This window comes from Streptomyces sp. NPDC023157 (genome assembly GCF_055560575.1).
On record NZ_JBVHIL010000003.1, the window covers coordinates 335,316 to 357,437 of the forward strand.

The window sequence follows — 22,122 nt, forward strand, 5'->3', positions numbered from 1 at the left end:
GCGGGGCCGTGCATCTCGCGGCGCCCGGGAGACCGGAGCGCGTCAGCGGGCGAGCTCGGCCATGGCACCCCAGCCCTGCTGCGGCACCTCGACGTTGATGATCTCGGGGGTGGTGGCGATGGCTCCGGCCATCGTCTCCAGACCGGCCTTGAAGTGGGCGGACGCGACGTGGGCCGCACCCGCGTCGGCGTCGGCGAAGGCCTCCAGGAGGACGTACTGGTGCGGGTCGTCGACGCTGCGCGACCAGTCGAAGAAGAGGTTCCCGGGCTCCTCGCGGGTGGCGCGGGTGAAGTCGGCGACGAGGTCGAGCCAGGTGTCGGCGTGCTCGGGGGTGACGGTGAACCGTACGGCGATGAAGATCATGCCTCCACGGTGCGCCGCCACCGGGCGCGCGGCCAGCCGGGGCGGCCGGGATTCCGGCAGGGTCGGAATCGGCGGGCTGGGGGAGGCAGGTTATGCAGAGGCGGTCGCGGAGAGGCGGTTACGCAGAAGCCGGTTACGGGGCGCCGGGCAGGGCCGCGGTGAAGAGCGGGACGGCCCGGGCGAGGGCCGCGCGCACGGCACCGTGCCGCTGCCGGAACCCGTCGGTTGGCAGCGAGACCGAGACGGCGTGCACGACCCCGTCGCGACGGGCGGCCGGCAGCACGGTGGCCAGACAGGTGTACGCGGGGTCCGCCTCCCCCACGGAGACGGCGAAGCCGCGCTCGCGCACCCGGGCGAGCTCCGCCTCGAAACGCTCGGGGCTGGTGATGGTGCGCTCGGTGAACCGGGCCATGCCGTGAACGGCCAGATACCGCCGGCGCTGCGCGGCGGGCAGCTCGGCGAGCAGGGCCTTGCCGTGCGCGGTGGCGTGGGCGCGGGCCTCGGCGCCGGGGACGAAGGGGTGCGCGGTGTCGGTGACCGGGGCGGTGGTGTCGACGACGGTGATCCGCCCGTCCCGGTAGGCGGTGAAGTAGGCCTCGGCGCCGGAGGTGCGGCGCAGCAGCCCGAGCAGCTCACCGATGCCGACCTCCCCGCCGCCGAGCCCGTGATGCCGCTGGTAGGCGCGGTGGAGCGCGGGAACACGGGGCCCGGGTGCGTACCCCTCGGGGGTACGGACGAGGTGGCCGCGGGCGATCAGCGGCCCGGTCAGGTGGTAGACGGTCGACAGGGCGCAGCCGAGCGTGCGGGCGAGCGCCTTCGCGCTGACGGGCCGGTCGGCGTCGGCGACGGCGTCGAGGAGCGCGAGGGCACGGTCGACGGACTGGGGTCCGGGCGGGGACGAGGGCACGGATCCAGCGTAGGGGGTGGCGGGGAGGGGCAGGGGGCTCGGGCGGGGCCGGGAGACGGGGGCGGGGGCGGGGGCGCCGCCTCCGACTCCGACTCCGACTTCGCCTCCGACTCCCTCTCCTCCCCTGGCTCCGGTGAGATGATCCTCATAGTCCGATAAGCCCGATTCCGCGTACGGTGTACTGATACCCCTGACTCCTTACGCACCGGGAGGGTGTGTGCGCCGCTCCACGACCGACCACGCCACCGCGGCCCCCGCTGGGCGCCGCAGCCATATACGCAAGGCGGCGCTCGCGACCGGCGCGGTCGCGGCCGTCGCCGGAGGACTGTATGTGGCAGGCCTCGTCGCCGCCGGGGACGACATATCCGCGGGCACCCGAGTCGACGGGGTGGACATCGGCGGCCTGAGCCGCGCCGAGGCCGCGGCCCGGCTGACGTCCGCCGCCCCCGCCGCCTGGAAGGACCCGCTGAAGGTCCGTATCGGCGACACGGACGCGTCCGTCGACCCGGCGGCCGCCGGACTCACCGTCGACGTGGCGGCCACCGCCGACAAGGCGGCGGACCCGTCGCGCGACCCCGTCACCGTGATCAGCCGCCTCTTCTCCTCCCCTGAACGGGACGTCGAGCCGGTCGTCGCCTTCGACGGCGTGAAGGCACGGGCGGCCGTCGACGCGACCGCCAAGGAGCACGACCGTACGGTCCGCGAGGGCGCCGTGGCGTTCAAGGACGGCAAGGCCGTCGCCACCCAGCCGCGCGACGGGCGCGCGCTCGACACGGCGGCGGCGGTCGACGCCCTGCGCGGCGCCTATCCCGCGGCCGGCGGTTCGGCCCCCGTGGTGCTGCCGGTCTCCGTGACGCAGCCGAAGGTGACGGCGGCCGAGGTCTCCCGCTTCATGAAGGACTTCGCCTCCCCCGCCATGTCGGGCCCGGTGACGCTGACTTCGGGCGACAAGCGGCTCGCGATCTCCGCGACCACCCTCGGCGACCACCTGAAGGTGACGTCGGCCGACGGCCGCCTGAACTCGTCCCTCGACACCGCCTCGCTGCTGCGCGACCCCGATGTCGCCCGCCCGCTGGACGCCTTCACGGGCGCCCCGGTCGAGGCCCGACTCGGCGTGCGGGACGGGAAGGTCGTCGTCGAGCAGGACGGCCGCCCGGGCCGCGAGGTGTCGCCCACCGCCTTCCATCGGACGGTGGAGCCGCTGCTCACCAAGGAGGGCGCGGCGGCCCGTACGGCTCCGGTGCCGACGAAGGTGACCGAGCCGGAGCTGTCGGCGAAGTCCCTGGCCTCGCTGGGCATCAAGGAGCAGATGTCGACGTTCACGGTGAACTTCCCGGCCGCTCCGTACCGGACGACCAACATCGGCCGGGCCGTCGAGCTGATCAACGGCTCGGTGGTGAAGCCGGGCGAGGTGTGGAGCTTCAACCGCACGGTCGGCGAGCGCACGAAGGCCAACGGCTTCGTGGACGGCACGATGATCATGGACGGCCAGTACCAGAAGGCGCCGGGCGGCGGCGTGTCAGCGGTGGCCACGACGATGTACAACGCCCTGTTCTTCGCCGGCGTCCAGCCGGTCGAGCACGGCGCGCACTCCTTCTACATCGAGCGCTACCCGGCCGGCCGCGAGGCGACGGTCGCGTGGGGCACGCTGGACCTGAAGTTCCGCAACGACTCGGGCCATCCGATCTACATCAAGGCGAGTTCGACGGACTCGTCGGTGACCATCAGCTTCCTCGGCACGAAGAAGTACGACTCGGTGGAGGCGGTCGCGGGCCCGCGCAGCAACATCAAGCCCCCGGCGGAGCGCAAGGACCCGAGCCCGAAGTGCGAGGTCCAGGAACCGCTGGAGGGCTTCGACATCAAGGTCGACCGGGTCTTCAAGAACGACGGGACCGAGGTGAAGCGCCAGACCTTCTCGACGCACTACACGCCCCGGGACAAGGTGACGTGCGTGGGCAAGGAATAAGGAACAACGCCGACCGGTCGACCGACGGGCCCCTCTCCACAAGGAGAGGGGCCCGTCGCTCCATGCAAGAACCACTCAAGAACCACTCAAGAACCACTCAAGAACCATCGACGGCGCGAACGGGACGGCCAGCGGAAGCCCCCCGGTCACCACCAGCACCGCTGGCACCACCGACCTCACCGCCATCCTCGGCAACCTCGGCGAGATCCCGGTGCCGGGTCTCACGGGCGCAGCCGATGGCGACGACGGTGAGGAGGGCGGCGGCGATCACGTAGAGGGCGATCGGGGTGGAGCTGTCGTAGTCGGCGAGCAGCGCGGTGGCGATGAGCGGGGCGGGGGCGCCGGCGGCGACGGAGGAGAACTGGGCGCCGATGGAGGCCCCGGAGTAGCGCATGCGGGTCGCGAACATCTCGGAGAAGAAGGCGGCCTGGGGGGCGTACATGGCGCCGTGCAGGACAAGGCCCACGGTCACGGCGAGCAGGAGGCTGCCGAAGGACCCCTGGTCGATCAGGGCGAAGAAGGGGAACATCCACAGTCCGACGCCCACGGCCCCGACGAGGTACACGGGCCGCCGACCGACGCGGTCGGACAGGGCGCCCCAGAGCGGGATGACGGCGAAGTGGACGGCGGATCCGATGAGGACGGCGTTGAGGGCGGTCTGCTTGGAGAGCCCGACCTGGGTGGTGGCGTAGACGAGGATGAAGGCGGTGATGACGTAGTAGCTGATGTTCTCGGCCATACGGGCGCCCATGGCGATGAGCACGTCACGCCAGTGGTACTTGAGGACGGCGACCAGCGGCATCTTCTCGGCCTGGCTCTCGGCGTCCGCCTTGCGCTGCTCGGCGGCGGCGAGGGCGGCCTTGAAGACGGGCGACTCGTCGACCGAGAGACGGATCCAGAGCCCCACGATCACGAGCACGCCGGAGAGCAGGAACGGGATCCGCCAGCCCCAGGCCAGGAACGCGGAGTCGGACAGCAGCGCGGTCAGCGCGGAGAGCACGCCGGTGGCGAGCAACTGCCCGGCCGGCGCCCCGGTCTGCGGCCACGAGGCCCAGAACCCACGCCGCCGCGCGTCCCCGTGCTCGGACACGAGCAGCACGGCCCCGCCCCACTCACCGCCGAGCGCGAACCCCTGCACGAGCCGCAGCGCGGTGAGCAGCAGCGGCGCGGCGGACCCGACGGTCGCATGCGTCGGCAGCAGCCCGATCGCGAACGTCGCCCCACCCATCAGCAGCAGACTGAGCACGAGCAGCTTCTTCCGCCCGAGCCGGTCCCCATAATGCCCGAACACGAGCGCACCCAAGGGCCGCGCCGCGAACCCGACGGCATAGGTGAGGAAGGACAACAGGGTCCCGACCAGCGGATCTGACTCCGGAAAGAACAACTTGTTGAACACCAGCGCCGCGGCCGACCCGTAGAGGAAAAAGTCGTACCACTCGATGGTGGTGCCGATGAGGGACGCGGCGACGATGCGCTTGAGGGAACCGGGGGGCGTGGGGGCGTGTGTTGCGGCGGCCATGTGCACCACTTCCGAGCGGGCGAGGGGGACGTTGTCGTGTCGCCACACCGTAGGAATGGGCAGGTCAGGGGCGTATGTGGTGGGACACCACAGTTCCGCCGTCCGAGGTGCGCGCAGCCACCATGCCCACCTCTCTGGGCCTCGTCGAGCTCCGCCGTGAACGGTTCGGCCATCTCCTCGGACGGTCCCGCGGCGGACCGACCACGAAGGTCCGCCTCGCCGCGGACATTCGCCGCCGCCCGCTCGCGTTCGTCCTCACACTCGGCCGGGCAGGTGGCGCACCCGCGTTCGCCCAGGTGATGGCCCGATCGCTGTCTAGCGGCCGAAGGTGTCGATGTTTTCGACCAGCCAGCGGCCGTCGCGCCGGACGACGTCGACCGCGAGCATGGCGCCCGCGTAGACGCCCTGGTCCTGGGGCTTCGCGCCCTTCTTGACGCCGGCCGTGGCGACGCTGCTCTGGTCGGCGTAGACGAGGACCCGGGCGCGGTCGCCGTCGATGCGCTCGACCGCGCTGTCGGTGACCGTGGTGGTGATCACCATCTTCTGCCGCGCGGCCTGCTCGAGGACGCCGCCGAAGAGGGTGCGGTGCTGGGCGACGGCCTTGCCGGTGAGGAAGGTCTTCTCGGCCTTGTCGAAGGCGTCCGGAGCGGCGTGGTCGTAGGAGAAGAGTGCGGCGACGGCCTCGGCGGTCGCGCCCTTGATCTCGCTGGTGCGGGCGAGGTCGGTGAGGGCGGTGTTGGCGCGCTCCGGGTCGCCGCGGAGCGCGCCCGCCCTGCTGTGTGCCCATCCGGCGAAGCCGCCGAGGAGCAGGGTCAGGACGCAGAGGACCACGAGCGGCGCGGCGCGGCGGGGACGCGGCCCGCCCGACGCCTTCCGGGCCTGCGGCGTCCCCTCCCCGCCGGACTCCTCCAGGGGTTCTTCTCCGGGCTTCCGTCCGCGTTCGCGTACAGGCTTCCGTCCGGGTTCGCCCGCACGGTCCGCCGCGGGTTTTGTGAGGACGTCCCCGGCGGGGCGCGCCGGGGACGCGAGGTCGCCGAGGGCCTGGCGGCGGCGCTGGCGGTTGAGGTGGTGTCGGGTCGTCGACATGGTGCGTGTCAGTCCTTTCGGCGGGGGCGGCTCTCTCGGTACGGGCCCGGTCAGCCGCCGGAGGCCGTACCGCCCACGGGGGCCTGGCCCAGGCCGCTGAGCTTCCACTGGCCGTCGACGCGGGTCAGCTCGCCCAACATGCGACTGTCCTTGTCGGTGCTCTTGTCGTCGGGCGTCGTGACGGTGACGCGCAGGGCGACGAGCATCCGGGCGCGGCCCGCCCGGTCGTCGAGTTCGGTGACGGCGCCGGAGAGCACCCGGGCGCTGGTCACCGTCCGCGCCTCCTTGACCTGTCCGGCGAACTCCTTGCGGCCCTGGACGAGTTCTTGGTGGAGCTCCCCGGTGGTGGAGGACTCCCAGAGGTCGAGGCCCTGGTCGACGCGCCGGTGGTCGAGCGTGTTGAGGTTCTGCACCGCCTGCTGTCCCGCCGCGAGCGCCCGGTCGCGCTGCGCCGCGTAGGCGGCGGAGTCGTCGTGGGCAGCGGCGTACCAGCTCTGGCCCTGCCAGGCCGCGAAGCCTCCGGCGACGAGGGTGAGCACGAGGGCCGTGGCCAGCGCGGGCCGGCTGCCCCTCGTGGTGCGTACCAGGCGTTTCATGGGTTCTTCCTTCTTCCGCTCGCGGCTCAGCGGGCCTTGATGTCGGTGATCAGCCACCGGTCGTCCTGGAACTGCGCGGTGACGGTGAGCTGGGCGGCGGCGGAGGTGACCGCGCCTCCGTCCCGCCGGGAGGTCTGGTCGAGGAAGACGAGGAGGCGGGCGCGGTCCCCGTCGAGCTCGATCACGCCGGTGCGGACGGTCTGGGTGGTGAGGGTGATCTTCTGGGCGACCAGGTTCGCGCGGACCTGGGCGATCAGCTGCGCGTACTGGCGGGCCGCACGGCCGGTCAGGACGGTGCGGGCGGAGCGCTCGGCGGTCTCGGTACCGGCCGGGGTGTAGGAGAAGATCCGGGCGAGGCCCTCGGCGACCTCGCCGCCGACGCGGTCGGTGGCCCCGGCGTCGGTGAGGGCCCGGTTCTGCGCGGACGGGGTGGACCGCAGCTGGTGCGCCCCGTAGAGGAAGGCACCCCCGCCGAGGAGGAGGGCGACGACGGCCGCGACGACAGCGGTCCCGCGCCAGGAGAAGGGGCGGCGCCGCTCCGCCTCTTGGGCCCCGTCGCCGCAGTCCTCCCCGGCGGATACGGCACCGGTGTCGGTGTCGGTAGGGCTGGTGGTGTCAGTGGTGTCAGTGGTGTCGGTATCGGTGGTACTGGTGGTGTCGGCGGGGGTGTCGTCGGCCGTCGATTCCTTCAGCAGTCGGGTCACCGGCCCTCTCCCTTCCCGGCGGGGGTGACGGGGACCGCGCTCAGTGCCGAGACCTTCCAGGTGTCCTCTCCCGTACGGATCAGGACGGCCTCGAGCCGTTTGCGGTCGGTGGTCGCGGCGGCGGAGCCCCGGGGGGTGACGTCGACGCGGAGGGTCGCGATGAGCTTCGCCGTCCCCGCCCGGGCGTCGAGCGCGGTGAGGGCGGCGTCGGTGATCGTGGCGCGGGCGGAGGCCCCCACGGCGGGCCGGATGCGGCCCAGTTCGGTGTGGAGGGGGCCGGTGGAGGCGTCGCTCCAGGCCCGGATGTCGGCCTCCGCCTTAGCGCGGGTCGAGGCGTCGAGGGTGTGCAGGACGGTGAGGCGGGCACGGCCCTCGGCGAGCGCGGTGTCCCGCTCCCGGCCGAAGGCCAGTTCCTCGTCGGCACGCGCCTGGGCGTAGGTCCAGGCGCCGGTGCCGCAGAAGCCGAGGGCGAGGACGAGGGCGCCGACTGCGGCGGCGCGGGCGCGCTTCACCGGCCGCTCCGGTCGTCCAGGCCGAGGAGGCCGGCCAGATCCGTCGGGGCGGCGCCCTGGCCGGGCAGGGCGAGCGCGCCGGGCAGGGTGGTCCGGGCGCCGGGCGCGGTGCCGGAGGGGAGCGAGCCGGGCCAGGCGGGCTCGGGGACGGTGCCCCCTCCGGGGGCGTGGGCCGAGCCGCGCACGTTCATCCCCGAGGAGGCGGGGGCGGTGCAGGAGGCCCCCGTGTTCAGGGCGGGCGCGGTGCCGAGGTCGAGGCCGTTGCGGTAGCGGGTGGCGCCGTAGCCCGAGGTGCAGGGCAGCGGCTTGAAGAAGGTGACGGCCATGCCGACGTTGAGGCGGCCGTCGTGGACGGCGGAGGCTCCGGCGGCGACGGCCGCGGGGAGCTTGACGAGGAGTTCCTCGGTGCCGCGCTGCCGGGTGACGGCGATGTCGGAGGTGGTGAGGAGGTTGGCGAGGACGACGCCGAGGCTGGGGTCGACGTCGCGCAGCAGGCCGCTGACCTGGCCGGTGGCCTCGGGGGCGGTGGCGAGGACGCGGCGCAGGTCGGCGTCGGAGCCCTTGAGGGCGGCGGCGAGGTCGCGGGCGCCGGTGGCGAAGCCCCGGATGGCGCGGCTCTCGTCGGCCTGGGTGCGCAGCACCACTTCGCCGTCGTCGATGAGCCGGGTCGTGGCGGGCAGCGAGCGGTCGGCGGCCTCGATGAAGCGGCTGCCGTTGTCCAGGAGGGCCTGGAGGTCGTCGCCGTGGCCGTCGAACGCCGTGCCGAGTTCGTCGACGACGGTGCGCAGGGAGTCCAGCGGTACGGAGCGGGTGAGGTCGTTCATGCTGGCGAGGACGTCGGTGACGGGGGCGGGCACCTGGGTGTCGATCTGGTCGATGGTGGCGCCCTCGGCGAGGTAGGGACCGCCGTCGCTCTCCGGGCGGAGGTCGATGTACTGCTCGCCGACGGCGGAGAGCCCGGCCACGACGGCCTTCGCGTCGGCGGGGATGCGGGGGGCGGACCGCTTGATGCGGAGCTCGGCCACGACGCCGTCGGCGGTGAGGTCGATGGCTCCGACGCGGCCGACGGAGACGCCCCGGTAGGTGACGTCGGAGTGGGTGAAGAGGCCGCCGGTGCGGGCCAGGTGGACCCGGACGGTGTAGTGGTCGGCGACCCCGGCGAAGCGGCCGAGGTCGGCGTAGCGGATGCCGAGGTAGCCGAGGACGAGGACGGCGATGACGAGGAAGGCGATGTTCTTGAGCCAGACGGTACGCGTGATCATCGGCGGTTGCCTCCGTCCGCGGGGGTGGTGACCGGGGGCAGCGGCAGGCCGGTGGCGGCGCGTCCGCCCTGCCGGAGGGTGCCCTCCTCAGGGGCCGGCGGCTCCTCGGGGCCCGGCGTCTCCTCGGGGGGTGTGGGGGGCGAGGTCGGTGTCTCGTCCCGGGGGATCAGAGGCGGGATGACCTCGGTGCCGGGGGCGGCGGCGAGGTGCAGGTAGGTGTTGAGGTAGTCGCCCTTGATGCCCCGCATCACCTCGTCGGTGAAGGGGTACGTGAGGAGGACCTGGAGCGAGTCGGGCAGGTCGGCACCGGCGTCGGCGAGTGCCTTCAGGGTCGGCGCGAGGGCCTTGAGGTCGGCGACCATGTCCTTCTTGCTGGAGTTGACGGTGGAGACGGCGACCCCGGAGAGGGTGTCCAGGGAGCGCAGCATGGTGATGAGGGAGCCACGCTGGTTCTCCAGCGTCTTCAGGCCGGGCGAGAGGCCGGTGAGGACGGTGTCGATGTCGTCCTTGCGGCCTGCGAGGGTGGTGGAGAGTCGGTTGAGGGCGTCGAGGGCGCCGGTGATGTCCTCGCGGTGCTCGTCGAGGTTCTTCACCAGGGTGTCGACCCGGTTGAGCATGGAGCGGACCTCGGGTTCGCGGCCGCCGAGGGCCTTGTTGAGTTCGCGGGTGATGGTCTTGAGCTGGTTGACGCCGCCGCCGTTGAGGAGCAGGGAGAGGGCGCCGAAGACCTCTTCGACCTCGGTGTTGCGGCTGGTGCGGGCGAGCGGGATGACGGCGCCGTCGGCCAGGCGGGGGCCGTCGTCCCGGCCGGCCGAGGTCTGCCGGACGCCGTCCGCGCCGGTGCCGGTGCCGGTGCTCGTACCGGTGCGGAGGGGGGCGACTAGCTGGATGTACTTCTCGCCGAGGAGGCTGGACTGCTCCAGGCGGGCGTTGGCGTCGGCGGGCAGCCGGACGTCGCCGTTGATCCTGAGGGTGACGCGGGCGGTCCAGCCGTCGGAGCCCGGCTCGATGCGGGTGACGCGGCCGACGGCGACGTCGTTGACCTTCACCGCGGCCTGCGGCACGAGGCTGAGGACGTCGGTGAGTTCGGCGGTGACGGTGTAGGGGTGGGAGCCGAGGTCGGCGCCGCCGGGGAGTGGCAGGTCCTCGACGCCGTCGAAGCGGAACGGGGTGCCGGGCAGCAGGCCCAGGACAGCCGCGAGGCCGAGGCCGAGGGCGACCGCTCCGGCGGCTCCGGCGCCGGCGGCCCTGCGGGAGGGCAGTGCGCGCTTCATCGCCCCTCCCTCCCGCCGCTCGTCGCGCCGCCGCCGGTGACCGGCAGCGGGAGCAGGGGGCCGCCCAGGCCGATCTCGTTGAGGTTGGCGCGGCCGGTGAGGGTGCGGGTGTCCCGGTCGTAGGCGTTGACGAGGTTGCCGGCGGCGAGCGGGGCGGTGTCCAGGGCCTCGGCGAGGGAGGCGCGCTGGTCGACGAGGGTCTGGGTGAGGGGCACGAGCCGGCCCACGTTCTTCTTGAGCTCGCCCCTGTTCTCCTTGATGAAGGTCTTGACCCGGGCGAGGGCCTTGGCGAGTTCCTTGAGCGCGCCGGAGAGGTCGTCCTTGTTCTCGGCGAAATAGCCGACGACCTCGTCGAGGCGTTCCTGGGCGGTCCGGACGTCGCCGTCCTTCTCCTTGAGCATGGTGGTGAAGGTCTGGAGCTGGCCGAGGGCGGCGAACAGGTCGTCGCTGCTGCCGTCGAGCGTCTTGGTGGCCTTGCCGAACTGTTCGATGGAGGTGCCGATGGCGGCGCCGTTGCCCTTCAGGTTCTTCGCTCCGGTGTTCAGGAGATCCGAGAGAGCTCCCTCTGCGTTGGCCCCCTTGGGTCCGAGGGCGTCGCCGAGCTCGGTGATGGACCGGTAGAGCTGGTCGATCTCGACGGGGACCCGGTTGCGGGAGGCGGGGAGTTCGGCTCCGTCGGCGAGGGCGGGGCCACTGCTGTAGGCGGGGGTGAGCTGGACGTAGCGGTCGGCGACGATGCTGGGGGCGACGACGACGGCGCGGGCGTCGGTGGGGACGCGGACCCCCTCGTCGAGGCGGAGCCGGACGCGGACCCGGGTGCCCTCCGGGCGGACCGACTCGACCTCGCCGACGCGGACGCCGAGGATGCGCAGGTCGGAGCCGGCGTAGACGCCGACCGCCTGGTCGAACCAGGCGGTGACGCGGGTGCCGTCGGCTTCGAGGACGCCCCCGGCGGCGAGTCCGCCGGCCGCGAGCACCACGAGGGCGACGCCCGCCACGAGGGGTCTTCTGGCTCTGGCCATCACTCACCGCTCCCCTGGGCGGCCGCCTTCTGCTTCGGCGGCATGCATCCGGTCGTGGGCTGGGAGCCCTCGGGCAGGTAGGTGCGGGGCACCACACCGCACAGGTAGCTGTCGAACCAGCGGCCGTTGCCGAGGGTGTTGCCGACGAGCCGGTAGTACGGGCCGACGAGCGCGAGCGTCTTGTCGAGCTGGCCGCTGTTCTTCTCCAGCACCGCGGTGACCCGGCCGAGGGCCTTCAGGGTGGGGCCGAGCTGGCGCTCGTTGTCGCCGACGAGGCCGCTGAGCTCGGTGCCGAGGGCGCGGCTGCCTTTGAGGAGGGAGCGGATGGCCTCGCGGCGCTTGCGGAGCTCGCCCAGGAGGGAGCCGCCGTCCTCCAGGAGGATCTCGAAGCTGGACTTCTTGTCCGCGAGGGTCTTGGTGAACCGGTTGCTGTTCTCCAGGAGGCGGGCGAGTTCGGCGTCGCGCTTGGAGACGGTCCTCGACAGGGCGGAGAGGCCCTCGGCGGCGCTGCGCACGTGCGGCGGGGAGTCTTTGAAGGTGTCGGAGATCGTCTCGAAGCTCTCGGCGAGCTTCTTGGTGTCGATGGCGTCGCTGGTGCGGCTGAGGTCCTGGAAGGCCTCGGTGACGTCGTAGGGGGAGGTGGTGCGGGTCTGCGGGATGCGGGTGCCGGGGTTCTGGGGCGCGGAGCCCAGCGGGTCGAGGGCCAGGTACTTCTCGCCGAGGAGGGTCTTGATGGCGATGGCGGCGGTGGAGCGGTCGCCGACCCAGGCGTCGCCGACCTCGAAGGTGACCTTGACCTTGGGGCCGTCGAGGGCGACGCCGGTGACCTCGCCGACCTTGACGCCGGCGATGCGGACCTCGTCGCCGGTGTCGAGTCCGGCGGCCTCGGAGAAGTCGGCGCTGTAGGCGGTGCCGCCGCGGGCGAAGGGGAGCCGGTCGGCGTTGTAGGCGACGGTGGCGAGGAGGGCGAGGACGACCAGGCCCACGACGGCGACGGCGATCGGGTTGCGCTCCTTCACGGGCTTGAGTCCGGTGCGGGGGCTCATCCGCGGCACCTCGATTCGGTCACGGCGATGCCGGTCGGCGGCTTGGAGCCGTCGGAGGTGCCCACGCCGGTGACGCGTGCCTCGCACAGGTAGAGGTTGAACCAGGACCCGTAGGAGGAGAGGCGGGCGAGGGCGGTCATCTTGCCGGGGGTGTGGGCGAGGAAGGCCTCGATGTCGGGGGCGTGCGCGCCGAGGGTGCCGGAGAGGCGGCCGAGCTCGCGGATGTCCTTCTTGAGCGGGGCGCGGCCTTCCTGGAAGAGCCCGGCGGTGGTGGTGGCGAGGTCGCCGACGGCCTGGACGGCCTGGCCGAGCGGCTTGCGGTCGGTGTTGAAGCCGGTGACGAGCTTCTGGAGGGTGACGACGAGGTCGTCGAAGGCGGCCTCGCGGTTGTTGATGGTGGTGAGGACGGTGTTGAGGTTGGTGACGACCCGGCCGATGACCTGGTCCTTGGCGGCGACGGTCCGGGTGAGGGAGCCGATGTGCCGCATCAGGCTGTCGACGGTGCCGCTCTCGCCTTGGAGCACCTGGACGAGGGAGTCGGCGAGGTCGTTGACGTCGGCGGGCGAGAGTCCCTCGAAGAGCGGCTTGAAGCCGTTGAAGAGGAGGGTCAGGTCGAGGGCGGGGGTGGTGCGGTCGAGCGGGATGGTGTCGCCGTCCCGGAGGGTGCCGGCGATCTCGCCGCTGCCCCGGGCCAGGGAGACGTACCGCTGTCCGACCATGTTGAGGTACTTGACGGCGGCGGTGGCCGAGCGGGGCAGGGCGCGGTCCTCGCGGACGGTGAAGGTGACCTGGGCGGTGCGGCGCTGGACCACGCGCACGTCGGTGACCTCGCCGACCTTGACGCCGGCGATGCGGACGGAGTCGCCCTTGACGAGGCCGGTGACGTCGGTGAAGAGCGCCTTGTAGGAGAGGGTCCGCGAGCCGACTCCGGTGTTGGCGATACTGAGGCCGAGGACGGCGGTGGCGAGCGCCGTGACCAGGACGAAGACGAGGGACTTGACGAGCGTGCCGGTGAGGCCGGGGCGGCGGGTGTGATCGGTCGGGGACGTCATCGCAAGGTCACCTCCGCTCCGCGGAAGGCGGGGCCGGCCAGCAGGCTGCTCCAGTCGGGCAGGTCGCCCGGGGCCGTGCGCGCGGCGGGGGCGAGGAGTTCGGTGACGAGGTCGTTCTCCTGCGGGGAGTTGGCCGGGCCGAGGTCTTGCGCGGCGGCCTCGGAGGAGCGCGCGGCGGGGGTGACGGAGGTGCCGAGGTAGGGCACGGGGTAGCAGCGGGGGCCGCCGCCGGAACCGTAGGAGGGGGTGTCGCGGCCGGGGACGTACGCGCCTCGCGAGGGCACGGTGGTGACCTCGATGTGGAGTCCTGGCCGGTCGGTGCCCTTGCCGAGCGCCTTGTCCATGGCGGGGACGAACTGGGCCAGGGTGCGCAGGGTGCAGGGGAAGGACGAGGAGTACTCGGCGAGGAGTTCCAGGGTCGGCCGGCTGGTGGCGCTGAGCCGGATGATGTTCTCCTTGTTCTGCCGCAGGAAGGTGGTGAGGTCCTGGGAGGTCCGGGTGGTGGCGCCGATGGTCTCGGCGAGCCGGCTCTCCTGCTCGGCGAGGGTGCCGCTGGTGGTGGTGAAGTCGGTGAGCGCGGTGACGATGTCCGGGGCGGCGTCCGCGTAGAGGTGGCTGACCTTCACGAGTTCTTTCAGGTCGCGGTTGAGCGTGGGCAGTTGGGGGTTGAACTTCCGCAGGTGGGCGTCGAGCGTGGCGAGGGTTTCGCCGAGCTTCTCGCCGCGTCCTTCGAGGGCCTGGGAGACGGCCGAGAGGGTCGCGGAGAGCTTCTGCGGCTGGACGGCGGTGAGCATGGGCAGGACGTTGTCGAGGACCTGCTGGAGTTCGACGGCGTTGCTGGAACGGTCCTGCGGGATGACGGAGCCGGGGGCCAGCCTCCCGCCCGAGGAGGTCTCGGGCGGGACGAGGGCGACGAACCGTTCGCCGAAGAGGGTGGTCGGCAGCATCTGGGCGCGGACGTCGGCGGGGACGTGGTCCAGGGCGCCGGGCTTCATGGCGAGGGTGAGGCGGGCGCCTTCGCCGCTGGCGTCGATGGCGCGGACCTCGCCGATCACGACGCCCCGGAGCTTGACCTCGGCACCGAGGTGCATCTCGTTGCCGACGCTGCCGGTCTCGACGACGACCGGGTCGGAGTCCGTGAAGCGCTTCTGGTAGACGGCGACCGCGAGCCAGGCCAGCAGGGCGGGCACCAGCAGGAAGACGATTCCGGCGAGCCGGAGGCGGGTGGTCCCGCCGCGTGGGTCGCTCATCTCACCCCGCCACCTTCACAGTCGTGGTCGCGCCCCAGAGGGCCAGCGACAGAAAGAAGTCGGTGACGCTGATCAGCACGATGGCGTTGCGCACGGAGCGGCCGACGGCGATGCCGACGCCGGCGGGGCCGCCGGAGGCGCGGAAGCCGTAGTAGCAGTGGGCGACGATCACCATCACGCTGAAGATCAGCACTTTGAGCACCGAGAGGAGGACGTCCGTCGGGGACAGGAAGAGGTTGAAGTAGTGGTCATAGGTGCCCTGGGACTGGCCGTTGAAGAGGACGGTCACGTAGCGGGAGGCCAGGTAGGAGGAGAGCAGTCCGATCGCGTAGAGCGGGACGATGGCGACGACGCCGGCGATGATCCGGGTGGTGACCAGGTACGGCATGGAGCGGATGCCCATGCCTTCGAGGGCGTCGACCTCCTCGTTGATGCGCATGGCGCCGAGCTGGGCGGTGAAGCCCGCGCCGACGGTGGCGGAAAGGGCGAGTCCGGCGACGAGCGGCGCGATCTCCCGGGTGTTGAAGTAGGCGGAGACGAAGCCGGTGAAGGCGGCGGTGCCGATCTGGTCGAGGGCGGCGTAGCCCTGGAGGCCCACGACGGTGCCGGTGAACAGCGTCATGGCGATCATGACGCCGATGGTGCCGCCGATGACGCCGAGCCCTCCGGAGCCGAAGGCGACCTCGGCGAGGAGCCGCTGCACTTCCTTGAGGTAGCGGCGCAGGGTCCGGGGGACCCAGAGCAGGGCGCGCACGTAGAACAGGAACTGGTCACCGGACCGGTCGAGCCAGGCGAACGGGGAGGCCATCGGCCTCAGCCTCCCTTCGGCGGGACGATCTGGAGGTAGATGCCCGTCAGCACCATGTTGACGAAGAACAGCAGGAGGAAGGTGATGACGACGGACTGGTTGACGGCGTCGCCGACGCCCTTGGGGCCGCCGCGCGGGTTGAGGCCGCGGTAGGCGGCGACGATGCCCGCGATGAACCCGAAGATCAGCGCCTTGAGTTCGCTGATGTAGAGGTCGGGGAGCTGGGCGAGGGCGGAGAAGCTGGAGAGGTACGCGCCGGGGGTGCCGCCCTGGAGGACGATGTTGAAGAAGTAGCCGCCGAGGGTGCCGACGACGGAGACCATGCCGTTGAGGAGCACGGCGACGCCCATGGTGGCGAGGACCCTGGGGACGACCAGCCGCTGGACCGGCGAGACGCCCATGACCTCCATCGCGTCCAGCTCCTCGCGGATCTTGCGGGAGCCGAGGTCGGCGCAGATCGCGGAGCCGCCCGCGCCGGCGATCAGCAGGGCGACAATGAGCGGGCTGGCCTGCTGGATGACGGCGAGGACGCTGGCGCCGCCGGTGAAGGACTGGGCGCCGAGCTGCTGGGTGAGCGAGCCGACCTGGAGGGCGATGACGGCGCCGAAGGGGATGGAGACGAGGGCGGCCGGCAGGATGGTGACGCTGGCGACGAACCAGAACTGCTCGACGAACTCGCGGAACTGGAAGGGGCGTCGGAAGACGGCCCGGCTCACCTCGGCGGCGAGGGCGAAGAGGCGTCCGGTCTGCCGCAGCGCCCCGCCGATCACGAGCCGCTCCCGGCGGCCGGCTCGGTCAGGGCGGGGGCGGCGCCGCCGCGCGCGTAGGTGTCCTGGATGGCGGTGCGGGCGGCGGGCGGGAGCTGGTCGAGCATGCCGAGGACCCGTTCCCGGCGGCGCGCCACCGCGGCGCGCGGCGGGAGGCCGGGCGAGGGTTCCAGCTGCGGCACGATGGTGCGGGGGCCGGCCGTCAGGTGCGGGGCGGCGGCGTCGGCCTCGGCGGCGAGGGTAGCGGCGTCCTTCTCCTCGGACATGCCGATGGGCCCTTCGCGGCGGCCCGCGAGGAACTGGGTGACGACCGGTTCCTCGCTGGTCAGGAGGACTTCGCGGGGGCCGAAGGTGACCAGGTTGCGCCGGAAGAACATCCCCATGTTGTCGGGGACGGTGGCGGCGATGTCCAGGTTGTGGGTGACGATCAGCATCGTCGCGTCGATCCGCGCGTTGAGGTCGATGAGGAGCTGCGAGAGGTAGGCGGTGCGGACCGGGTCGAGGCCGGAGTCCGGCTCGTCGCAGAGGACGATCTGCGGGTCGAGGACGAGGGCGCGGGCCAGACCGGCGCGCTTGCGCATTCCGCCGCTGATCTCGCCCGGGAGCTTGCCCTCGGCGCCGAGGAGGCCGACGAGGTCGATGCGCTCCATGACGATGCGCCGGATCTCGGACTCCCGCTTGCGGGTGTGCTCGCGCAGCGGGAAGGCGATGTTGTCGAACAGGGTCATGGAGCCGAAGAGCGCCCCGTCCTGGAACATGAGGCCGAAGAGCTTCCGGGTCTCGTAAATGTCCCTCTCGGGGCTGCTGACCATGTCGACGCCATTGATGAGGACACGGCCGCGCTGGGGCTTGAGCAGCCCGATGAGCGATTTCAGGAAGACCGTCTTTCCGGTGCCGGAAGGCCCGAGCATGACGCTGACCTCTCCGGCCGGCAGGGTCAGCGAGACATCCTGCCAGATGTTCTGCTTGCCGAAGGACATGGTCAGACCCTCAACGACTACTTCGATTCCCATTCCACCTCCAGCAAGCCCGCGTCGGGTGTGCACCGCGGGCGCACGGTAAGTCGGTGACGATCACCCGGACAATAGGCATGGCGCAAAATCCTTGATCCGCTTCTTTATTTGTCATCGGGGAGACAAAAGTGCGGTCGGTTCTTGTCTCCGGGGAGACAGTCGGGTCTCCCGCACCGGAGGGCGGGAGGAGTGGGCGTCCGCCTGCAGACGTGCCCGCCCCGGCCGGGAGACCGGGGCCGGCACATCCGCCGCAGGGTGGCTCGCAGAGCTGCGCCGACCTGCGGCGGGGCACCGCCCGGCGAACGCTACGACCCAGTAACCTCCCGGAGCAATACGCGAGTGGGGAGTTTTCTGCAATGGGGGGCGGAAGGCCGGATTCTTGTCACCGGTGGCACAATCTCGCCCTTGGCTTTGTCATCCGGAAGAGCGTGGCGACTTCCCCGGCAACCGCCGGAGGGGCGGAACTGCGAATTCGCCTCACAACCGCTTCATGATCGATCATAATCGTCGACATTGCGCACCCGGGAACCAACACGATTGCGCCCGCCACTCACCTGCCTGACAGGCAATCAGCCTCTTCAAAGAATCATGGTCGGCGCCATTGTTCAGCCAAGTTTCCCGCAAGTAACGTCAGATGGCGCGGCCAGGGAAAAGTCGAGCCGCCGGCCGCTCGTCCCCGTCGCGGCCAACCCTCTGCCGGTCCGTCTCCAAGGAGAGTCCCAGAGTCATGAAGAAGTCGATCAGAAACCTCGCCGTGGTCGCCGGTGGCGCCTCCGCCGCCCTCGCCCTCGCGATCTCGCCGGCCTCGGCGGTGCCCTCGACGGTCTGGACCGTCAGCCCCTCTCCGGCCAGCATCACCGCCGCCAACAGCGGCAACGTCGTCCTCACGGTCAACGGCATCGCCATGACGTGTACGAAGTCGAACGGTGCGGGCAGCGGTGCGAGCACCACCGGCAACCCTGCGACCGTCGGCACCATCACCTCCATGGCCTTCGGTGCCACCGGAGCGCCCTGCACCAGCGTCCTCGGCCCCGTCACCGCCGTCCCGGTCACCCCCTGGACGATCGTGGCGCAGGACTACACCGCCGCGACCGGCGTCACCAAGGGCTACGTCGGCAACGTCGACGCCAACGTCTCCGTCGGCGCCTGCAACTTCCGCGTGACGGGCAAGGCGACCAGCACCTACACCAACTCCACGGGCGCGCTCGCCGTGAACAGCCTCGCCGGCGACCTCACCGTCGTCTCCTCGTCCGGCTGCGGCTCGGCCGTCCCGGTCGGCGCCAAGCCCACCTTCAAGGGCACGTACCTCTTCAAGACGAGCGCCGGCATCCCGACCATCGTCGGCTCGAACCCGTAAGGGCTCAGGACCCCGCGTCCGTCCGGCCGGTGACCCCGGCCGGGCGGACGCGGGTCTGTCCGCGTTTCCCGACCGCCCCGCCCCTGGAGGCCCCGCGCCATGAAGAAGCCGACCGGAAGAAGGTCCGCGCTCGCCGCCCTCGCCACCGTGGCCGCGCTCGTCCTGACCGTCACTCCGGCCTCGGCCGTGCCGTCGACGGTGTGGACCGTCACCCCGTCGCCCGCCCTCGTCGCCGGGACGAACAGCACGAACGTCGCCATGAGCGCCAACGTCAACGCCTGGAACTGCGCCAAGTCCGCCTTCACCGCCACCCTCCACAGCGCCACGGGCAACCCCGCGCAGGTCGGCACCTTCGGCAGCTTCACCTTCGGCACCGCTTCGACGCCCTGCACCGGCGTGCTGGGCCCCGTCAGCGTCACGGCCACCACCCCGTGGACCTTCACGGCGCAGGACCACACCGCCGCGACCGGCGTCACCAAGGGCTACGTCGACACCATCGACCTGACGGTCTCCGGCGGCTCCCTCTCCTTCCGGGCCCGGGGCAAGGCGTCCGCCACGTACACCAACGCGACGGGCCGGCTGGTCATCGACGGCACCGCGGGCCAGCTGCTGATCACCCAGTCCACCGACGGCGCCGTCTTCCCGGTCGGCGGCAGCGTGATCGTCAAGGCCGCGTACCAGCTCAAGCTCGCAGGCGGCGGAGCCATCGCGACGATCGTCGGCACCGCCCCCTGACCCCCGGCCCACCGGCCCGGCACCACCCCCGCGTCAGCGAACGACCCCGAGCGGAGCACCAGATGAACGGCCCCCGGCCCACCCCTCGCCCCACCCGGACCCGCACCCGCGTGCGCGGTGCGGCGATCGCCGCGTTCGTGGCGCTCGCCCCCCTGCTTCCGGCCTCGGCCGTCGCCGCCGGGACGCTGAAGGTCGACGCCGCGCTGCCCTACGTCTGCGCCCTGCCCTCGGGTCAGGGCGCCGCGACCGTGCGGATCACCGCCGCCTTCCCCGAGCATGTCGCGGTCGGCGAGGAGCTCCTGCCCGCCGACGTCACCACGACGGTGGAGTTCCCCGAGACCACCGTGGCCGAACTGACCGCGCTCAAGGCCGCCACCGTACGGGCGGAGACCCGGCTCACGGTCGGCGTGGCCCAGGGCGAGCAGCGGACCGACGCGACGTGGAGCGGCACCGGGCAGCCCGCCGCCGTCCCGGCCGAGGGGCCGCTCGCGCTCACCACGACCGGGGACGTGCCGTCCCTGACGCCCGGCACCGCCGGCGGGCTCTCGCTCACGGCCGGCGCGTTCGGCGTGGACCTCGCCCTGAGCACGACCGAGGGCACGGCCACCGCCCCCGCCTCGCTCTCCGTGACCTGCGCCCCCGCCCCGGACCCGGACGGCCGTACGCTGCTGGCCGAGGTCCCGGTCGGCACCGGCACCCCCACCGGGGAACCGGGCACGAAGCCGCCGTCCCCGGGCACCCCGTCGCCCTCGCGTCCCGCCCCGGGACTCCCGGAGCGGGACACCGGGAAGGACGCGGGACGCCCGGCCTCGAAGGACCCGCGCGCGGGACGGGGCCCGGTGGCGGCCGACGACGACACGCCGGGCACCCCGGCGCCCCGGCCGGCCGCGCCCTCCTGCCTCACCAAGGAGCCGACGCCCATGTCGCTGTCGGCCTACATCACCGGATACTCCAACGTGCGGAAGCTGGAGGGCGCCTCCCTCATACCGCTGACCTGCGTCCTGATGGAACAGGCCGAACCGGAGATCATCACCGGGGGAACCGAGGACGAGCCGGAGACCCATCTGATCAACAAGGCGGTGGGGCACTTCTCCACCCAGGGGCGCAAGCAGACCCCGCCCTTCAAGGCGACCTTCCTGACCTTCGGGTTCGCCCCGACCACCGCCACCCTGGTGCTGGAGCAGACGGGCCCCCTGACGCTCTACTCGGACACCCTCCTCGCCCTGCCGTACAACATCAGCAAGACGTACGTCCGGGCCCCCCTGGTGCTGCGCGTCCTCGACGTCCGGGTCAACGGCACGCGGCTGAACGTCGGTTCCTCCTGCCGCACGGAGAAGCCGCTCTCCTCCCCCGAGCCCGACCCCGCGACGTACCCCGGGGACCACATGGTGCTGGTGGGCAAGGGCCAGTACGTCTGGGGCGAGCCCGCCACGGGCTACCTCCTCACCGGCGGCGGACCGCTCGTCGGCGAGGTCACCATCCCGGCCTTCAAGGGGTGCGGCACGGGCGGCGAGAACCTCGACCGGCTGCTCACCGCCTCCATCTCCGGATCCGGCAACTACGTCCGGCAGATCCAGGGCCAGACCTGCAACATCCTCAACCCGTTCCCGCCGATCGACCCCGAGTGCACCGACGACGGCCAGCCGTACCAGGTCCCCAAGCCCGCGCGCTGACCCGTCGCCCCGGCCCCCTCACCGACCTTCACCGACCTTCACCCGTCTCCCAGGAAGGCACCCCCATGCCCCTCGTCTCCACCCGCACGAAGCTGGCCGTCGTCTCCGCGCTCACGGCCCTCGGCTCTTTCGCCGCCGTGGGCACCGCGACCGCCGCCGGTCCGCAGCTGAACGGCAGCTGGGCGCCGCTCGACCGGTGCCCGGTGGACGCCCCGGCGATGCTCGCCGCGGACGGCATCGACGCCACCCCGCAGTGCGTCGTCTCGTACTCCCTCAGCGGGTCCATCAAGCTGGGGAACACGACGGTGACCACCGGGAAGACCAACCTCCAGTTCGGCGCCGTCCAGAACATCGACGGCACCACCACGGTCTTGGGGACCTCGGGCAGCTCGCTGATCGCGGACTCGGCCACGGTGCCCGGAGGGCTGCTGGGGCTGATGTGTCCGAGCGACATCCCCTTCATCACCGACATCTGCCGGCAGCTGTCGGACGCCAAGCTCAACAAGATCACGGCCACCATGGAGTCGGCCGGCGCCCCCTCGAACTTCGACCAGATCGCGGGCGTCGTGACCGACCAGCCGATCGTGACCGTCCCGGTCCGCATCCGCCTCCAGAACCCCTTCCTGGGCGACAACTGCTACATCGGGTCGAAGGCCAACCCGATCCTGCTGCGGCCGAGGAACGCCAACGCGCCCGAGTTCGGCTTCGAGCAGTTCAACGGCGACGGTTCCCCCAACGAGGAAGGCGAGATGAGCCGCCTCAACCTGCTCGGCTCCACCCAGTACGACGACAGCTTCGCCGTCCCCGGCGCGAGCGGCTGCGGCCTGGGCTGGTTCGGCGTGATCGACGCGGCCGTCAACCTCAAGACGGGGCTGCCCTCCGCCGCCGGCAAGAACAAGCTCATCCTCAACAACACCCAGACACACCTCGCCGGCCTCTTCGCGCCCGGTCTCGCCGCCCCAGACGCGGGCAAGAACCTGTCCCGGAACTGGCACTCCGCCGTCAAGTAACGGCCATCCGGGGGCGATAACCGGCCTACTCCCGGGACCGGTGCCCCCTCCAATCAACAACTCTTACGCAAGTTGTGTACAGCACCGAGCAGTTGATCTAACTTCAACAGTCCCCGTTGGTACACACCTGACGGTTACGGCGGCGCCCACCACGCCAGGTTGGGCGCCGTGCTCATTCCGCACCGGTCACCCAGAGAGCA

General features: G+C 71.9%; 21 protein-coding genes. 5 read left to right on the forward strand and 16 right to left on the reverse strand.

The annotated features are described in order from the left end of the window. Positions 1-42 precede the first annotated feature (42 nt). Positions 43-363, reverse strand: a complete 321-nt coding sequence (locus ACZ3ZE_RS12700) for a putative quinol monooxygenase (protein WP_361179230.1) — start codon at positions 361-363, stop codon at positions 43-45. A gap of 133 nt (positions 364-496) precedes the next feature. Then, positions 497-1,270 carry an IclR family transcriptional regulator gene (locus ACZ3ZE_RS12705; RefSeq protein WP_363292397.1) on the reverse strand — a complete coding sequence of 258 codons (774 nt, stop codon included), beginning with the start codon at positions 1,268-1,270 and terminating at the stop codon, positions 497-499. Positions 1,271-1,487: 217 nt separating this feature from the next. On the opposite strand from ACZ3ZE_RS12705, the gene ACZ3ZE_RS12710 reads away from it, so the two are divergent. After that, on the forward strand, positions 1,488-3,236 hold the full coding sequence (locus tag ACZ3ZE_RS12710) for a VanW family protein (protein WP_467258898.1): 1,749 nt from the start codon (positions 1,488-1,490) through the stop codon (positions 3,234-3,236). A 97-nt stretch (positions 3,237-3,333) separates the two neighbouring features. On the opposite strand, the gene ACZ3ZE_RS12715 is transcribed toward ACZ3ZE_RS12710, so the two are convergent. The 14 genes from ACZ3ZE_RS12715 to ACZ3ZE_RS12780 form a co-directional block, all read right to left on the reverse strand. Then, on the reverse strand, positions 3,334-4,755 hold the full coding sequence (locus ACZ3ZE_RS12715) for an MFS transporter (RefSeq protein WP_467258901.1): 1,422 nt from the start codon (positions 4,753-4,755) through the stop codon (positions 3,334-3,336). Positions 4,756-5,070: 315 nt separating this feature from the next. Continuing rightward, positions 5,071-5,841 (reverse strand): hypothetical protein, encoded by a 771-nt coding sequence (locus tag ACZ3ZE_RS12720; RefSeq protein ID WP_467258904.1) that lies wholly within the window; start codon positions 5,839-5,841, stop codon positions 5,071-5,073. Between the two features lie 50 nt (positions 5,842-5,891). Next, positions 5,892-6,437: a nuclear transport factor 2 family protein gene (locus ACZ3ZE_RS12725; protein WP_361179244.1), complete on the reverse strand. Its 546-nt coding sequence runs from the start codon at positions 6,435-6,437 to the stop codon at positions 5,892-5,894. 26 nt (positions 6,438-6,463) lie between these two features. Continuing rightward, positions 6,464-7,132: a hypothetical protein gene (locus tag ACZ3ZE_RS12730; protein ID WP_467259282.1), complete on the reverse strand. Its 669-nt coding sequence runs from the start codon at positions 7,130-7,132 to the stop codon at positions 6,464-6,466. Between the two features lie 5 nt (positions 7,133-7,137). Next, entirely contained in the window at positions 7,138-7,653 is a 516-nt protein-coding gene (locus tag ACZ3ZE_RS12735) for a hypothetical protein (protein WP_361179249.1), read from the reverse strand. Further along, entirely contained in the window at positions 7,650-8,915 is a 1,266-nt protein-coding gene (locus ACZ3ZE_RS12740) for an MCE family protein (RefSeq protein WP_467258907.1), read from the reverse strand. Before ACZ3ZE_RS12740 ends, ACZ3ZE_RS12735 begins: the two co-directional genes overlap by 4 nt. Beyond that, a complete protein-coding gene (locus tag ACZ3ZE_RS12745) occupies positions 8,912-10,189 on the reverse strand; it encodes an MlaD family protein (protein WP_361179254.1) in 1,278 nt (425 codons plus the stop codon). The genes ACZ3ZE_RS12740 and ACZ3ZE_RS12745 overlap by 4 nt, the downstream gene beginning before the upstream one ends. Then, positions 10,186-11,211 carry an MCE family protein gene (locus tag ACZ3ZE_RS12750; protein ID WP_467258910.1) on the reverse strand — a complete coding sequence of 342 codons (1,026 nt, stop codon included), beginning with the start codon at positions 11,209-11,211 and terminating at the stop codon, positions 10,186-10,188. Before ACZ3ZE_RS12750 ends, ACZ3ZE_RS12745 begins: the two co-directional genes overlap by 4 nt. Further along, the gene (locus tag ACZ3ZE_RS12755) at positions 11,211-12,257 is read right to left on the reverse strand and encodes an MCE family protein (RefSeq protein ID WP_361179259.1); all 1,047 of its coding nucleotides are present in this window, start codon (positions 12,255-12,257) and stop codon (positions 11,211-11,213) included. Before ACZ3ZE_RS12755 ends, ACZ3ZE_RS12750 begins: the two co-directional genes overlap by 1 nt. After that, a complete protein-coding gene (locus tag ACZ3ZE_RS12760) occupies positions 12,254-13,309 on the reverse strand; it encodes an MCE family protein (protein WP_361179261.1) in 1,056 nt (351 codons plus the stop codon). Before ACZ3ZE_RS12760 ends, ACZ3ZE_RS12755 begins: the two co-directional genes overlap by 4 nt. Continuing rightward, the gene (locus tag ACZ3ZE_RS12765) at positions 13,306-14,559 is read right to left on the reverse strand and encodes an MCE family protein (RefSeq protein WP_361179263.1); all 1,254 of its coding nucleotides are present in this window, start codon (positions 14,557-14,559) and stop codon (positions 13,306-13,308) included. Before ACZ3ZE_RS12765 ends, ACZ3ZE_RS12760 begins: the two co-directional genes overlap by 4 nt. Position 14,560: 1 nt before the next feature. Then, positions 14,561-15,367: an MlaE family ABC transporter permease gene (locus ACZ3ZE_RS12770; protein ID WP_046907540.1), complete on the reverse strand. Its 807-nt coding sequence runs from the start codon at positions 15,365-15,367 to the stop codon at positions 14,561-14,563. Between the two features lie 5 nt (positions 15,368-15,372). Beyond that, a complete protein-coding gene (locus tag ACZ3ZE_RS12775) occupies positions 15,373-16,137 on the reverse strand; it encodes an MlaE family ABC transporter permease (RefSeq protein ID WP_046907541.1) in 765 nt (254 codons plus the stop codon). Beyond that, positions 16,134-17,147, reverse strand: a complete 1,014-nt coding sequence (locus tag ACZ3ZE_RS12780; RefSeq protein ID WP_361179266.1) for an ABC transporter ATP-binding protein — start codon at positions 17,145-17,147, stop codon at positions 16,134-16,136. Before ACZ3ZE_RS12780 ends, ACZ3ZE_RS12775 begins: the two co-directional genes overlap by 4 nt. Before the next feature lie 727 nt (positions 17,148-17,874). On the opposite strand from ACZ3ZE_RS12780, the gene ACZ3ZE_RS12785 reads away from it, so the two are divergent. From ACZ3ZE_RS12785 to ACZ3ZE_RS12800, 4 genes are all read left to right on the forward strand, one after another. Continuing rightward, complete coding sequence (locus ACZ3ZE_RS12785; RefSeq protein ID WP_361179268.1) at positions 17,875-18,504, forward strand: hypothetical protein; 630 nt, start codon at positions 17,875-17,877, stop codon at positions 18,502-18,504. A gap of 99 nt (positions 18,505-18,603) precedes the next feature. Continuing rightward, a complete protein-coding gene (locus ACZ3ZE_RS12790; RefSeq protein WP_467258912.1) occupies positions 18,604-19,239 on the forward strand; it encodes a hypothetical protein in 636 nt (211 codons plus the stop codon). A gap of 62 nt (positions 19,240-19,301) precedes the next feature. After that, on the forward strand, positions 19,302-20,912 hold the full coding sequence (locus tag ACZ3ZE_RS12795) for a DUF6801 domain-containing protein (RefSeq protein ID WP_467258915.1): 1,611 nt from the start codon (positions 19,302-19,304) through the stop codon (positions 20,910-20,912). 65 nt (positions 20,913-20,977) lie between these two features. Further along, on the forward strand, positions 20,978-21,922 hold the full coding sequence (locus tag ACZ3ZE_RS12800; RefSeq protein ID WP_361626498.1) for a hypothetical protein: 945 nt from the start codon (positions 20,978-20,980) through the stop codon (positions 21,920-21,922). The last annotated feature ends 200 nt before the right edge of the window (positions 21,923-22,122 follow it).